Raw genomic sequence first — 15023 nt, 5'->3', positions numbered from 1 at the left:
TGAATGCATTTTCTATTCAGTCACAGCAAGTTCCTGGCCGTATCCTGAGAACCATCGGGACCACAAATTTGTTTGCAATACAACAAGCCTGCTTACATACGCTCCACCGTCAGAGAAAACAAGCTATTGCTACAGGGCGGTTTGCCACCGCCCTGTAGCAACAGAATTAGTCGGTGGTTCATAGCACGACGTGCACGCCGGCAGTAAAGCCCGCGAAGATAGATTGGTACCTGTCGGTCCGTTGGCTCTCCCAAATGGTTAGTCCGCCCAGATCACCGTTATCTGGGTTTTTGCTATCCATAAAGTTGATGCTTGGGCCTCCAAAAAGCTGTAGGCGACTGCCGACCTGTACAGCCGGTAATATTCGCAAACCATTTTTAGCATATTCGCCGCCGTGGAAGTCGGTGGCGAATAGCTGACTTGCTTCCATATCTAGCCGGAAGGTACCATGCTGCAACAGTTTGATACCCAGTCCCGCCTCCGCGGCGTACCGGATATCCGGATGGAGCAGATTGGCGCCGAGGCCGATGATACCATAAAGTTTTCTCCCACCGGAGCGGAAGCTCACCAACGTGGAGAGATTTTCATCCGTGGATACGCTGATTCGCTTTTCGCCATTTTTGATGATATTGATGATGCCGATCGGGTAGTCGCTGCTGTCTGCGATATTGAGTAGACCTGCGAGCTGGACCCCACTCACGTTTCCCGCTTTGTTGACCAATCCGGCAATCTGTGATCCGCGAACATCGTTGGCAATATTGATCACACCAGCAAGCTGTGCCGCTTTAGCGCTGTCTGCCACATTGGCCACTCCGGCCGCCTGAAAGACAACCGCTCCGCCGGATTTATTCAAGACACCGGCAAGCTGTGCTGGGATGGAGCCTCGGGATAGGTTTAGGACCCCGGCAAGCTGCGCACCGGCATCTGCGTAGTGCACTTGGTTCAGGACCCCCGAGAGTTGCGCGCCGCGCAACCCTCCGGTTGCGTGATTGAATCCGCCCGCCGCCTGCAGGCCGGTGACATTTCCTTTAACCATACCCCCTACGCCATACAGCCCTAGACCTTTTTCGCCGCCTGACAGGCCCCAGAGGGCGTGCAGGCTGAAGGCGTTGGTAAACCGGCCCGCCTTTGTGCCGTGTGTGCTTAGCGGGTACACAATCCCCACATGCGCTGGGCTATGCTCCTGCGACAGCGCAGGCGTTATCATTGAACTGAATAGGAGGGAAGTCAATCCCAACAGTATAGAAAGTACTTTTTTCATGTTAACTAAACTTTTGATGTGCTATTTCCACCTGCGGTGCGACCACAGCCAATACGCCGGCATTTTTCTAATCGTTTGTTGCAGCCGCTCGCCAAAACACCGGGTTATCTCGCCCGGCTCAGCATCCTTAGCATTGTCCGAGATTACGGAGAACGTCACATCCCAACCTACTAAGGGGTTTTTTTCCAGCGCTACATAAAATACCACTGCGTCGATGCGCCTGGCCAGCTTTTCAGCTCCATCGAACAGCCTTGCCGGTTGATTCATGAATTCCATTCGGTAGCCCCGGTCATTGCCCGGAAACTGATCTGCAATGAACAAGCTGAGTGTTGAGCGGTCATTCAGCTGCATCAGCTGTTTCAAAGCATTTTCCGCCGGAATTAGATTCATCCCGAATCTTGCTCTGATCCGACGCATGAGGTAGCAAAACGGTGCCGGGGCCTGGGGCTTGTAGAGCGCATTTACTTGGAAAGGTAGCTCACTGGCCAGGATGTTGAGACTTTCCCAGTTTCCATAGTGGCCAAGCAATCCGATCATTGGCCGTCCTTGGCGATGGTAGTTGTTCAGAAGGCTTTTATTTTTAATGTGTACCCTGCCGGTCAGTTCCTTTTTGCCGATAGAGATCGACCGGATCATTTCCACGATCATCGCCGAGAAGTGCAGGTAGAATTCCTTGGCCAGTGTGTGAATTTCCCTGTATGTCCGCTCCGGAAAAGCACGGGCCAGATTTTGAACGACGACATGGTAGCGGTAGCGGATGACATAATACGCCAGAAAATAAACGCTCCGGCCTACCGTCGCCATCAGCACTTCGTGAGGCATCCGACTAAGCAACAGCACCGGAAGAAATGCCGAAATGCTTGCCAATCTTTTGAAATACCTAAAAATTACCATTGTGCTCAAGCGGAAATTCAAAGGTTACAAAATTTTGAATCCGATTGAAACGCTGAATACACCGGTCTTCTGTTCCAGCTGATCATGAACATCAGTGAGGCCTAGGCTGTATCGCGCATCAACCGTCATGCGACCGATGTCTACCCCCGCGTTCACTAAACCGCCGATAGCAAATCGTTTATATTCCGTGGCATCTGGTCCGGCTGCTTTATTCACGTTCATGTTCACTTCCGGTCCCACCGATACCCTTAAATTCATGTTGCCGTTGTCAATGATCTTATAGCCGGCCATAAGAGGCAAGTTAAGCTGCCTGAACGAGGGCTCATAGGTTTCATTTACGAACCGGAATTCGCTGCCGAACGCAGCGAAGTTCAACTCGGGCTGGAAATAGAAATCATTGCCGGTCCGGGCAAAGAGGCCCACGTGCCAGCCGGTTTTCCCTGAAGCGTCCCCGACACCGCTCAGGTTACTGCGTAAGGAACCCCAACTTAAACCGGTCTTTACACCGAGGTCTAGCGTTTGACCGGTGGCCAACTCCGTGACCAACAGCAGTGCCACAATTGGCAGGTACATTCTGATAGCTTTCATCTTTTGCATGTTTTTAATCATTATTGATTTCATTTTGATGCTAAGACAGCTTCGGTCGGACTTACCCTTACAGGATGCAAAAAAATTACCAGCGGAAGGACAAGCCACCATAAAATCCTGGGCGTAGCGGACGGTCATTACCCACCTTGGGGAGTGCAGGTGCTGGGTCTGAAGAGGAATAAATTAGGGCCGGACCGGCCGATACAGCGATATATTGGCCGATACGAAGTTCCGGCAGCAGCCGAAGCGTCAGGTTTGACGCCGAAACGCGCTGCAAGTCGGTGGTTGTTCGGCTTGCTACCTCTACGTTTAGCAAATATGCGTTCCTTTCCAACAGGCAAGCGCCGATACCCGCTTCAATCCCGTATTTGGCCGGGCGATTAGCCAAGTGATGGCCCACGCCGATCAACCCGTACAAGACACGTCCGCCCGAGCGGAATGTCAACTGGAGCATGCCGGATTCATCGGCACCTGCAGAAACACTTTTCCTGCCGTTTTTTATGAGGTTAACAATCGCGATGGGATAATCACTGCTATCGGCGATATTGAGCAACGTTGCAATCTGAATACCCCTCACCTTCCCGCCGACGTTCAGTATACCGGCGACCTGAATGTCCGCGTCGCCATCCGACGTGTTCAGCGCACCAGCGACCTGGACCCCGCGTGTGTTGTCAGCTTTATTAAATGCGCCGGATAGCTGCACCCCTCGCACATCGCCAGCCCAATTGCCGACACCGGCCACCTGTACACCAGAAACCGCATTGATCACCGTATTCGAAACCCCTGCCAATTGTACTCCTTGAACATCATGACCTACCAAGTTAAATATACCCGCCGCCTGGAAGTGCTTCGCGTGTTGTTCGTTGATGTTGAATGCGCCGGCGATTTCCACACCGCTGACTCCTGCGGTGTACCCACCAATGATGTTCAGCGAAAGCTCGTTGACGATCTGGCTGTTGAAGAACCCTTGAGAACTCAGCCCGGGGGCAAGCGAAACCTGATAGGGACTGTGCGCGAAGAAGCCACCGAGGTTTATGCGCTGGATTCGTCGTTTTGAATTCGAAAAGAAGCGGCCAAGCCTCGAGTTTTCGAGGCCCGACTTACCGTCCGCTCCGGGGTAGAACGTGTATCGCCGCTCCTTGCGTTCCGGATGCACTTGGACTGCCGGCAGCAGCACTAGCGTAGTATCGCGATAGTTGGCTTTGCGCACCCTTAGCCATACGCTTTCATCCCTCCGCCTGATTGCCAGCCGGAAGCGCCCCTGCGCATCAGAAAGTGTCGAGGCCAGCACGTTCGGCTCGTAAATACTCGCGCCTTCGATATCCGCATTGTTTGCGGCATCTCTGATCCGGCCTTCAATGACCAGCGTCCCCTTGCGTTCATGCTCAACCGTAAATGTTACTTCCAGCGAACGTGGCGCATACCGGATGATCACATATCCGGGAGCCTCCTTAAACTCATATTCACTGCCGAAGGTTTGGTCAAGGAACGTCGCCACCGAGCCCCGGAAACCGGATAGTGCGATGACGCTATCCTCCGCCACAAGCTTGCTGTTGTATGCGAAATAGAACCCGTGTTCCTGGCTGATGGCTTCCAGCATGTCCTTCAGCTCTCGATTCGCATGATTGACAGTAATTTCACGAGTCAAATAAGATTGTGCATGGCAAGCAGCACCCGTGGCCAATGACAAACAGAAGAGCAGCAGCCTGGAAAACATTACTTGACTATGATCTGGTTACCCTTCCGCTCTATCGTCAGTTCCAATGTCTCGGCGACGACCGTTAGCACATCATCCAGTGAGCCTTGTCCCAAGGTGGTCGTCATCGGTAGTTCACGGAGTTCGCGGCGTGCAATCACGATATCTACGTTGTACGCGTGCTCCAGCACTTCTGCGATACGCCACAGCGGTGTGTTGTCCAGCACAAAGCGTTTGCTCACATAATAGTTATGCAATTGATCCTTCACCACCCCTTCGTCAAACCGGCCCGTACGCGTATCGATGGTCACTGTCTGGCCCGGTCCAAGTGCTACCGTTTTGTCAGGTGCCGCCGCCTTTACTTTCCCGCTTTCCACGGTAACCTGTGTTTCATTTCCGTTCCGTCGTACATGGAAGGATGTGCCCACCACAGTTACGGTCACTTGGCCGGACTGTATGACAAAAGGCTTATTTTTGTTCGGTTTGACTTCAAAATACGCCTCTCCGGACCGTAAATCCACTTCCCTTTTACCCTTGAAAGGATGCTGAGCGAAGCGGAGGTTGGCAAATCGGTTAAGCGTGATGACGGAACCATCCGCCAACGTATCGGTACGGGTAGCGTCAGCGGTCTGATAAGTCGATCCGAACAATCCATCCCTCTTTGCTCCGAATAGGAAAACACCTGCCAGAGCCGCAGAGCAGACCAACAGCAGGGCGGCGGCGATGCGTACCCAGCCCATTTTCAGTGAGGCACGTGGCTGATCACGACGCCGCACAAAACGTTCCCAAGCCTCATTTTCATCCAGATCACGCTTACCGGCCAGTGCCCGGCTCGCTTCCCATATCGCGCGCAGCTGCATGTAATGCCGTTCATTATCGGGGTGGGCCGCTATCCAGTTCCGCACTGCGGCAGCTTCCTGTTCGGTACTTTCGCTAAGTAAATATTTTGTCAATAACACATCATCCATGACTTCATCTCCAAAATAATACAATTAATAAGGGCAAGAAATCTGCCAGCCGGAGCCTGAGCAATTTCAATGCTTTCCCCATATGTGCTTCCACTGTCTTCAGCGAAATGCCTAATTTATCCGCGATTTCCTGATATTTAAAATCCTCAAAGCGACTCATCTGAAATACTGTCCGGCATTTTTCAGGCAGCTGGCTGAGCGCCTCGCCCAGTTGCCGCTGTAGCTCCTCATCAGGTGCCTCATCCGGCACCTGTTGTCTTAGATTAGCCATCGCCTCCTCCATGTATTTCCGACGCACCTGCAGGTGCTTAAGGTAATTTAAACTTTCATGATAAACGGATTTATAAAGGTATGCCTTCAGCGAGGTGTGTATCGCCATCCGTTTCCGATTTTCCCATAACTTTAAAAAGACATTCTGTACAATTTCCTCGGCAGCACCATCTTCCCGCAGTATTGTATAAGCATAGGCGTGCAGAGCCTTCACGTTGCTTTTAAACGTCTCTTCAAAATGGATGGCCGCCTCATCGTTTGAATGTACCAAGGGTTCTCTTTTCGCCAAAGTTACTTCCATATATTCAGTTAGACAACTCCGCTGAGATTTACCCTTATACGATGTGCAGATTTTTTTTGTAGGCGTTGCGAATGGGTTAAAAAACATCGGATGTCAATAGCTGCTGTTTGCCTTTTTAACCGAAATTACTGAATAATACGCCGTTAATTTCGTAGTTTTGGAAAAACAGTGCCTAAGCCACTCACCAAAACTATACGTAAGCAAATGTTAAACGACAATCAAAAAACCAACTATTATCTGTACTGGATTCAAAAATACCGAAGCAGAATCATCCTGGCTGTTTTTGCACTGATCATTGTTCTCACTTCCGTACGGACGGTAGGGCCGGAAGAAGAAGGGGTTGTGGTGCAGTTGGGCGAATATAGCCGCACAGAGGCTCCGGGATTGAATTTCATAATTCCCTTTGGTATCGAGAAGATGTATAAAATTCCCGTCCAAAGGCAGCTAAAGCAAGAGTTTGGGTTCCGGACCACATCGGCTAACCAACAATCATCTTACACCAAGAGCGGGTACGCTGATGAATCCATCATGCTGACCGGAGACCTGAACCTTACCGATGTAGAGTGGGTGGTCCAATACCGGATCAGCGACTCCTATAAATATCTTTTCAGGGTACGGAATGCAGAAAAGACCCTGCGGGATATGTCGGAGTCGGCCATGCGGAAAATCGTGGGCGACCGGACGGTCAATGAAGTACTGACCGTAGGCAGGCAAGCGGTTGCAACCAGCGTGGAGAAATTGCTGCAGGAGCTTTGTAACGAATATGAAAACGGTATCCGAATCGATCAAGTGGTCCTTCAGGATGTCAATCCGCCCGATCCGGTAAAGCCATCCTTCAACGCCGTCAACGAAGCCCAGCAGGAACGGGAAACCCTCATTAATCAAGCTGAGGCGGAGTACAACCGGGTGATACCGCGAGCGAGTGGCGAGGCCCAGGAGACCATTGAGCTTGCGAACGCTTATGCGCTGAATCGGGTAAACAGGGCTACCGGCGAAGCCACCCGGTTCAATTCCCTTTTTAAAGAATATAGCAAAGCGCCTGAAGTGACCAAACAGCGGATCTATCTGGAAACGATGGAAAGAGTGCTTCCTAAATTGGGCAACAAGGTCATTGTCGACGAAAAAGGAAGCAACGTATTACCGCTGTTGAACATAGATAAAAGTGTAAAAATCGAAAAAAAGGAAGGAAATTAAAATGAAGACGCGTTACATCATATACGGCGTTGTAGGAGTCGTACTGCTTATCTTGATCAACAGCAGCATGTATATCCTGGACGAAACCAAGCAAGCTATCGTTACTCAATTTGGGAAGCCCGTGGGACAGCCCAGAACCTCCCCGGGCATGAACTTCAAAGTGCCTTTTCTGCACAAAGTGCAATTCTTTGATAAAAGGTACCTTGAGTGGGATGGCGATAAAAACCAGGTGCCGACCAAAGATAAGAAGTTTATTTTCGTAGATAGTTATGCCCGATGGGAAATCACTGACCCACTACAGTTTTTTATCCGGTTGCGGGATGAGCGATCCGCCCAGTCGCGGCTGGACGATATTCTCGACGGGGAAACAAGGAATGCAATAGCTAGCCATGATTTACTGGCCGTTGTGCGTTCTACCAACCGAAATCCGGAGATCACGGAAGATTTTATGGAAGACATAGAGGTGCTGGAAGATATTTCAGTGGGGAGAGAAGAAATAGAAGACATCATCCTCCATAAAGCCAACGAGCGAACGGCAGACCTTGGCGTCAGGGTGCTGGATTTTAGGTTCAAACGCATGAACTATGTAGACGAGGTGCGGGACCGCGTACATGACCGGATGATCAGCGAACGAAACAGGATTGCAGACCAGTTTCGGTCTGAAGGGCAGGGCGAAGCACGAAAGATCCAGGGCAACAAGGAGCGGGATTTGGCGAAAATCCAATCCGAAGCTTTCCGCGAAGCAGAGGAAATCAAGGGACGTGCAGATGCAGAGGCCACAACAGTCTATGCGTCCGCATATAACCAAAGTAGGCAAGCGGTTGATCTATATAAATTTCTCCGCACGATGGAAAGCTTTGAAAAATCACTTGATGAAAACACCAGTATTATCCTTTCTACGGACAGCGAATTTTTCCGGTACCTGAATCGGTTAAATAGATAAGTAAATGAACGGCCCACTCAGTGTCGTAAAAATCAATCATGGTGATTATCAGTGTAACAGGGGTCTGCCAGCATTAACCTTTGAAAATAACGCAACAATCCCCTACATTTGCGGCTGTTTATTAAAAAAATGTTAAATTTATGAAAAAATTAGTACTCACGTTGACCGCAGTAGCGGGTTTAGCTGTCGCTTCAATAGCACAGGATTTCGGATTCCAAAAGCAGGATTTCATTGTGGAGGGCTTTTTCCAGTCAAGCCATGAAAACAACAGAAACAATGAAATTAAGGTAAACAGCCTGAATTTCTCTCCCCAAGTAGGCTACTTTGTGAGCGACAAAATTGCTGTCGGTGTATTCGTTAATGCTGGCAATGAGAAAACCACGGATTATAGTGGCGACAACGACACGTACGAAAGAGCAACATCGTTTGGCGGTGGAGTATTTGGACGTTATTATTTTCTGGATTTGGGTGCACGCTTCAAAACCTATGCGCAGCTAAGCGCGGGCTTGGGCTCATCCAGGGCATCAGAAAACGACGGAACCACTACGACCAAAGGGGATAAAACCAATTATTTCGGCGCTGATGCAGGCATCGGGATCAATTATTTTGTCACTCCTAACATCGCCATTAACTTCGGTCTGAGCAATATCCTGGCGTATCAAACAGCTAAAGTGGATGTTGAAAGCGCCGAATCGGTATCTGGATTCAGTGCCAATGTCAATGTTTTCGAAAACTTCTTTGACACGGCAAGATTCGGCTTGACATTCAAGTTCTAACAAGCATTAAAGTGACTGGAGAGGCTGTTTCGCTAATAAAGCGGAGCAGCCTTTTTTTGTCAGTTAGTTTGGTTGAACAATATTGCGGAAAGGGACGATTAATACACCTCTCAAGAACAACCTCGATTAATAGATTAGTGAGACCCAACCGTTTTATACTTTTTATTCTGTTGCCTTTATGTTCCCCACAGTATTTAACCCTCCCTGGACATTCCGTTCTATGACAGTAACCTCACCTGTTGTCTCTAAAATCATCATATCAACATTATCCAGGTTAGAGATGCCTTTTTGCCTGGCAACTTTAAACACTTCGTCCACAGTGACTCTTTGTTTTTTCATGACATCAAGTAAAAATTCACCGTTATAAAATAGCAAAGTTGGACTACTGGTAATAAGTGATTTGACCTTCTTAACTCGCACGGATAACCAAGTCAAAATATACTGGAGGAGAATGAATAGCGAGAAGGCTACGATTCCGTCCGTAAGAGAAACATTTTTATTTAATGATAGGGTAGCGAGGCTTGAACCTAGCGTAACTGTAATAACGAAATCAAACGCATTCATTTTAGACAACGTCCTCTTGCCTGAAACTCTTAGGAGCAGTATCATCGCGACATAGCCTAGCACAGTCAAACAAATTGTCCTGATTACACTTTCCCAAGTGTCAAAAAATACATTTTCCATATAGTATTTGACCCAAGTTCACACTGGCGAAAAAACAAAAATCCATTGTATTCGGGCAGATCACATCCGCGACTACTATAAAGGTAAGGCGGCAACATTTAATATCCAAATTCTTATAAACAATCTTTACCGCCCATAGATGAGCTACGCTTGTAGCGGTTTACGCTTATTTTTTGTTATTCCAGCTTTGATTTCAGTTGATTTTACATAAATCTTAAAACTGTCGTCAAAAAAATTGAAACCGTTGCAAAGATATGTCCATCCTTTTCTTTCATAAAAATCATTGAAACCAGTAGATAGATATAGTCGTTTATATCCTTTTTGCCCGGCTTCCATTAGTCCATTTCTTAGTAGAGCTTCTCCGAATCCTTTATTTCGGTGTTCAGGATTGACATACAAACAAGCAGTTTTTATCGTCGCCCCAGCATTTCCAAAAATAATGCACTACTTCGTCTATTAAATCCTTTCTTTTTGAAAGCCCAATGATTTGCATTTTGTTCTTACTTCTTAGTTGTAATTTTATGACATTATTGATGTTGGTTAGCTTAGCTTCACCGCAAACGTCCGCTGGTTCGTGACGGGGTCAGATCGTTGGTGCCACACACGTGTATGCACTGCGAAATCATTGCTTTATTCATTTCTTATTGAGTTCCTCTGCCAGCCCGACAAGAAGCCCTTCGGTTCCGCGGATGTAACAAAGCTTAAAGGAGTCTTCATACTGAACCACTTCACCAACAAGCTGAGCGCCATGCTTGCTGAGCCTGGAAACCATCTCGTCGATGTCTTCAACGGTGAACATGACACGTAGATAGCCAAGGGCGTTCACAGGGGCGGTACGGTGATCTGATTGGACAGGCGGGGCGAGAAATCGTGAAATCTCGAGCCGGCTGTGGCCATCCGGGGTAACCATCATAGCAATCTCCGTGCGCTGGGAGCCCAGTCCGGTTACGCGGCCTGCCCATTCGTCTTCCACAGTGGCGCGTCCCTCGAGTTTCAGGCCTATCTCCGTGAAGAAGGCGATTGCGTCATCCAGGGATTCTACCACGATGCCGACATTGTCCATTCTTAATAATTTGTTTCTTTCCATAATGTTGCCGGCGTATGTACACAAAGAGATATAGGTAATAGTGTAACGATAAGCGGACCAATTTATTATGTCAGCTTGAACATTAGCGCTGATATATTAAGTTCAGATTCCGCAATGGCAAGCATTGGATACATGCTTACAGTACTGACGAGTAACTGATCCCGGAGTAATTGGTGGTCGGCATGAATTTCGTAAATTAGCGTCCGATAACAAAACCAATGCTGAAGAACCTACATGCTTTTGCCACTTGGCTCCTACTGTGTTTCGGTTTATGTGCCGGTTATGCGAACGGTCCTACAACCGACACCTTAAGGGATCTTCCTTTTCATAAGCTGGACATGAGCCATGGCTTGTCGTTTAACTCAGTAATGTGCCTATTGGAAGATTCTCGCGGTATGCTGTGGGTAGGTACGCGCGAAGGGCTAAACCGTTTCGACGGTTATCATTTCGAAGCGTTTAAGCACAGGCCCAATGATTCGCTGAGCTTATCAAATAGCCACATCAATGTAATTTTTGAAAGCGATGCCGGGGAAATCTGGGTGGGCACAGCTAACGGGTTGAACCGGTATAATTCGGCGACGCAAGGGTTTTTGTCGTATTCGGCCCCGCAGGACTCCTCCGGCCTAAGCAACAATTATGTAAAATCGATGGTGGCCGATACCGATGGCCATTTATGGATAGGCACTTCTAATGGGTTGACGGTTCTTGATACGGAAAAAGATTCATTCAGGCATATTTACCTGTCAAAATCGCACAGCAATCCAAATAATATTATCGCATTGTTTCGTGATACCAATGGCTTGATCTGGCTGGGTACAAAGGGCGGACTGTATGTATATGAAAGTGGTTGGTTTAGGCGAATCGTGGTGGATCCCGAAATTGAGAAACAGGGCGATACGTTCGAAATCAGGGATATCACACAGGACGCAACGGGCACTTACTGGATTGCCACGGAGCAACACGGTATATATGCGTTCCGGTATACCGGCGGTGTTTTCCGTATCGGTAATCACTTTCATATAGGCAATTCCCAAATGTTGGCTAACCCGGTAAGGAAGCTGCTTGCTGATGACGGAAGGTTATGGCTGGCCACCTTGAGCGGCCTCTCGATTTTCAATGTGGTAGACGAAACGTTTACCAATATCAGGTATTCCATCCAAAAGCCGGAGGGACTCAGCCGCGGCTCCATCCATGACGTGATTAAAGATCGGTTTGGAGGTTATTGGATAGCGACTTACAGTGGGGGGCTAAATTATTACCATCCCCAGCACAACCTGTTCGAACACCATAAGCGCAGCGCTGGCCGGGATGAAGGACTGAGTGAAAACGATGTTAACGGGTTTTTGGAAGATGCCGAGGGCAATATCTGGGTTTCAACGGGCAGAGGGCTTAACCATTTCAACCGATCGACCGGACGCTTTTCGCACTACGGCACGGAAGATGCCTCGGGCTTGTCAAACCGAATCATCAAGTCCATGGTCGCCGACCAACAGGGCAATCTCTGGATAGGAACGTACAACGGACTGAATTACTATGACATCCGTGAAAAAAAGTTCCGTCGGTATTTCCATGAACCCGGGCGCAATTCACTGCACCAGAACCAGGTGCATGCGTTGTACATGGACGACGATGGCCTCTTGTGGATCGGGATGAATGGCGGCGAGCTTCAGGTGTTCAACCCGGCCACCGGCATATTCACGGAGGTGCCGGGGGTGGGAAACATCGTGAGCTATATCCAAGAAGACAGCAACGGGCACCTGTGGATCGGTACGCGTTCAGGATTGAAATGCATCGACCGCGCCACTAGAACGCCAATCGACCTCAGCGGGCTTTTGAAAGGATTTGAAGCGGAATTGCTGTTTGTCAACTGGATTACCGAAGACACGGAAAAACGCCTGTGGATCGGCACGCAAAGTTCGGGGCTTTTTTTGGTTAAAGACCGGCAGCTTCATTGGTTTGGGCACCGTAAAGGGTTGGCAAGCAACACCATAAATGCCATTTTGGAGGATAACGACGGCTTTTTTTGGATCGCTACAAATGCGGGACTTTCTAGGGTAGCATACCGCGAAGATGCGGCGGGCAAACCAAAGCTTGTTTCGACCGACTTCTCGGAAATCCATGGGTTGCAAGGCGCCCAGTTCAACCCCGGCTGCGCCTTGAAAACAGCTTCGGGGCATTTGCTCTTTGGAGGGATCAATGGGTTCAATATCTTTTTCCCTAAATCCATAAAGAAACAGTCCTATTTTCCGGAGGTGGTCTTCACCCATTTCGAAATCCACGTGAAAGAACGGGGCGTGGCATGGCCTGTGCTTGGCGACATGACCCGGCATCCGGGAGCACCCATCACGCTAAAATACCAGCAACGCGACATATCCATAGGCTTTTCTGGTGTTAACTTCGTCAACCCCGATGCCACGTTGTATCGGTATTCGCTCAGCGGCCTGGAGCATGGCTGGGTAGACCTTGGAAAGCAGCGTTCCATTAACTTCACGTATTTGCCTATTGGCACCCATGAAGTGAAGATACAGGCATCTACAGACCACATGGCTTGGGGCGAGCACTTTGCGGTGCTTAAGATTGTGGTGCTCCCCCCATGGTGGCTCACCAAAACGGCATATGGAGCCTATGTCATTCTTTTTCTAGCGTTGTCTTACACCATCTTCTTGTTTTTCCAGCGCCGCACCAAGCTAAAAAATCAGCTTTATGTTGAGAAGCTTATGCGTGAAAAGGAGCAGCGTATGCTGGCGTCAAAACTTGAGTTTTTTACCGATATTTCGCATGAGCTGCGCACCCCGCTGACACTCATCCTTACCCCCTTGGAGCGCTTGATGCATCAACGCGGCCTCGCTGAAGGGCTGAGTGACCAACTATCCATGATACGCCGCAATGGGCAAAAGATGATGGAGATGATTAACCAGGTGCTCAACCTGCGGAGGCTGGAAACCGAGGCACATGTTCAGCTGGAGCCGGCAGACGAGGACCTGGCGGCCTTTCTTCAAGAGGTGATATTGACATTTAAGCCGCTGGCGATAGCTCGGAAGATCCGGTTTGACCATTCGCTGAATCCCGAACATCTCATCATGGCCTTTGATTCCAGTAAGCTGGAAATGGTGATGTACAACCTGCTCTCCAACGCGTTTAAGTTCACTGCCGAAGGTGGCCATGTGGCTGTGGCTATGCAGCTCAGCGGGGAGCGCCATCCTTCCGCCGAGGGACACGCAGCGAGCCGGTCTGTACGGATCGAAGTGAGCAATTCAGGGGCACCTATCCCGCCAACGGTCCTCGGCAAGTTGTTTGAACGTTACTACTCCGCAGAGGAGGGTACCGGCAGCGGCCATCCTGCTGGTATGGGCATTGGCTTGGAACTCAGCAAACGGATGGTTGCGCTGCACAATGGGCATATGGAGGTCGAGTGTGCAGCGGGCATCAACCGGTTTACCGTAGTTTTGCCGTCGCATAAACTTGGAGTGGCGGGCGCAACAGCTGACCGCAAGCTTCCGCGGCAGCGGGAGGCAGTACCCGACGTGGCGTCCGCAATGGCCGGGTCGCCAAACAATGAGCGGCAGCAATTGCTAATTGTAGAAGATAACGATGAAGTGCGTGGGTTGATAAAGAGCTTGCTTGTTGACCGTTACCACATCGAAGAGGCTTCCGATGGCCAGAAGGGGTGGGAACTGGCACTACGGACAATCCCGGATCTGATCATCAGTGACATCATGATGCCCGTGGTCGACGGAATCGAGCTGTGCCGGCGGCTGAAAACGGATATCCGTACCAGCCACATCCCCGTGGTGCTGCTCACGGCCCGGGCTACCTTCGCGCATAAATATGAGGGCTATGAAACCGGTGCAGACGCTTATATTACCAAACCGTTCAGCAGCAGCTACCTGCTGCTGCGGATAAAAAATCTTATTCAGCAACGGGAAACCATGAAGGCTCAACTGCAGCGGGCGTCGCTGTTGGATCCCGGCACGGCGATCGTTAATTCGCTCGACAACCAGATTTTACGGAAAGCCAAGGAATTCATTGAACAGCACATGGCCGATAGTACCTTCACCATTGAGCAGATGAGCCGGGAAGTAGGGCTGAGCCGGATGCATTTCCATCGGAAAGTAAAGGCGCTTACCGGGCTTTCGCCCGCCGAGTTTGTGCGCACCATGCGGATAAACAAGGCTGCCGCCATCCTAAAAGATAACAATGTAAGCATCAAGGAGACGATGGCCCTGGTGGGTTTCGAAAATGCTGATCACTTCAGGAAGTGCTTTAAGGAGCAATTTGGTGTATTGCCGTCAGACTACCAGCGGACAAATCAACCGACCAACCCTGTAAATGCGCCGAATTAGGCGTTGTTATTATTTTTT

At 49.5% G+C, this 15023-nt stretch carries 13 protein-coding genes; 4 read left to right on the top strand and 9 right to left on the bottom strand.

Annotated features, from left to right (window positions below):
* Nucleotides 1-178: 178 nt before the first annotated feature.
* The 6 genes from ACFOET_RS20265 to ACFOET_RS20240 form a co-directional block, all read right to left on the bottom strand.
* A complete protein-coding gene (locus ACFOET_RS20265) occupies nucleotides 179-1261 on the bottom strand; it encodes a hypothetical protein (RefSeq protein WP_379026135.1) in 1083 nt (360 codons plus the stop codon).
* Between the two features lie 21 nt (nucleotides 1262-1282).
* The gene (locus tag ACFOET_RS20260) at nucleotides 1283-2128 is read right to left on the bottom strand and encodes a lysophospholipid acyltransferase family protein (protein ID WP_379026133.1); all 846 of its coding nucleotides are present in this window, start codon (nucleotides 2126-2128) and stop codon (nucleotides 1283-1285) included.
* Nucleotides 2129-2179: 51 nt separating this feature from the next.
* Complete coding sequence (locus tag ACFOET_RS20255; RefSeq protein WP_379026131.1) at nucleotides 2180-2743, bottom strand: porin family protein; 564 nt, start codon at nucleotides 2741-2743, stop codon at nucleotides 2180-2182.
* Between the two features lie 85 nt (nucleotides 2744-2828).
* Nucleotides 2829-4391 (bottom strand): peptidase associated/transthyretin-like domain-containing protein, encoded by a 1563-nt coding sequence (locus ACFOET_RS20250; RefSeq protein WP_379026129.1) that lies wholly within the window; start codon nucleotides 4389-4391, stop codon nucleotides 2829-2831.
* A gap of 68 nt (nucleotides 4392-4459) precedes the next feature.
* Nucleotides 4460-5407, bottom strand: a complete 948-nt coding sequence (locus ACFOET_RS20245; RefSeq protein ID WP_379026127.1) for a FecR family protein — start codon at nucleotides 5405-5407, stop codon at nucleotides 4460-4462.
* Nucleotides 5408-5411: 4 nt separating this feature from the next.
* Complete coding sequence (locus ACFOET_RS20240; protein ID WP_379026125.1) at nucleotides 5412-5978, bottom strand: RNA polymerase sigma-70 factor; 567 nt, start codon at nucleotides 5976-5978, stop codon at nucleotides 5412-5414.
* A gap of 204 nt (nucleotides 5979-6182) precedes the next feature.
* Here ACFOET_RS20240 and hflK point away from each other — a divergent pair, with 204 nt between their 5' ends.
* The 3 genes from hflK (at nucleotide 6183) to ACFOET_RS20225 (ending at nucleotide 8891) form a co-directional block, all read left to right on the top strand.
* Nucleotides 6183-7172 carry an FtsH protease activity modulator HflK gene (gene hflK / locus ACFOET_RS20235; RefSeq protein WP_379026123.1) on the top strand — a complete coding sequence of 330 codons (990 nt, stop codon included), beginning with the start codon at nucleotides 6183-6185 and terminating at the stop codon, nucleotides 7170-7172.
* A 1-nt stretch (nucleotide 7173) separates the two neighbouring features.
* Nucleotides 7174-8115 carry a protease modulator HflC gene (hflC, locus tag ACFOET_RS20230; RefSeq protein ID WP_379026121.1) on the top strand — a complete coding sequence of 314 codons (942 nt, stop codon included), beginning with the start codon at nucleotides 7174-7176 and terminating at the stop codon, nucleotides 8113-8115.
* Nucleotides 8116-8255: 140 nt separating this feature from the next.
* Nucleotides 8256-8891: an outer membrane protein gene (locus tag ACFOET_RS20225; RefSeq protein ID WP_379026119.1), complete on the top strand. Its 636-nt coding sequence runs from the start codon at nucleotides 8256-8258 to the stop codon at nucleotides 8889-8891.
* 162 nt (nucleotides 8892-9053) lie between these two features.
* On the opposite strand, the gene ACFOET_RS20220 is transcribed toward ACFOET_RS20225, so the two are convergent.
* The 3 genes from ACFOET_RS20220 to ACFOET_RS20210 all read right to left on the bottom strand — a co-directional run bounded on the left by ACFOET_RS20220 (nucleotide 9054) and on the right by ACFOET_RS20210 (nucleotide 10686).
* Nucleotides 9054-9575, bottom strand: a complete 522-nt coding sequence (locus ACFOET_RS20220; RefSeq protein ID WP_379026117.1) for a DUF421 domain-containing protein — start codon at nucleotides 9573-9575, stop codon at nucleotides 9054-9056.
* Nucleotides 9576-9719: 144 nt separating this feature from the next.
* Nucleotides 9720-9989, bottom strand: a complete 270-nt coding sequence (locus ACFOET_RS20215) for a GNAT family N-acetyltransferase (protein WP_379026567.1) — start codon at nucleotides 9987-9989, stop codon at nucleotides 9720-9722.
* A 220-nt stretch (nucleotides 9990-10209) separates the two neighbouring features.
* Entirely contained in the window at nucleotides 10210-10686 is a 477-nt protein-coding gene (locus ACFOET_RS20210; protein ID WP_379026115.1) for a VOC family protein, read from the bottom strand.
* A gap of 194 nt (nucleotides 10687-10880) precedes the next feature.
* Between ACFOET_RS20210 and ACFOET_RS20205 the strand changes: the two genes are divergently transcribed.
* A complete protein-coding gene (locus tag ACFOET_RS20205) occupies nucleotides 10881-15005 on the top strand; it encodes a two-component regulator propeller domain-containing protein (RefSeq protein WP_379026113.1) in 4125 nt (1374 codons plus the stop codon).
* Nucleotides 15006-15023: the final 18 nt, after the last annotated feature.

The organism is Parapedobacter deserti (assembly GCF_042646065.1).
GTDB classification, from domain to species: domain Bacteria; phylum Bacteroidota; class Bacteroidia; order Sphingobacteriales; family Sphingobacteriaceae; genus Parapedobacter; species Parapedobacter deserti.
This window is presented reverse-complemented; position numbering and strand designations above follow the sequence as displayed.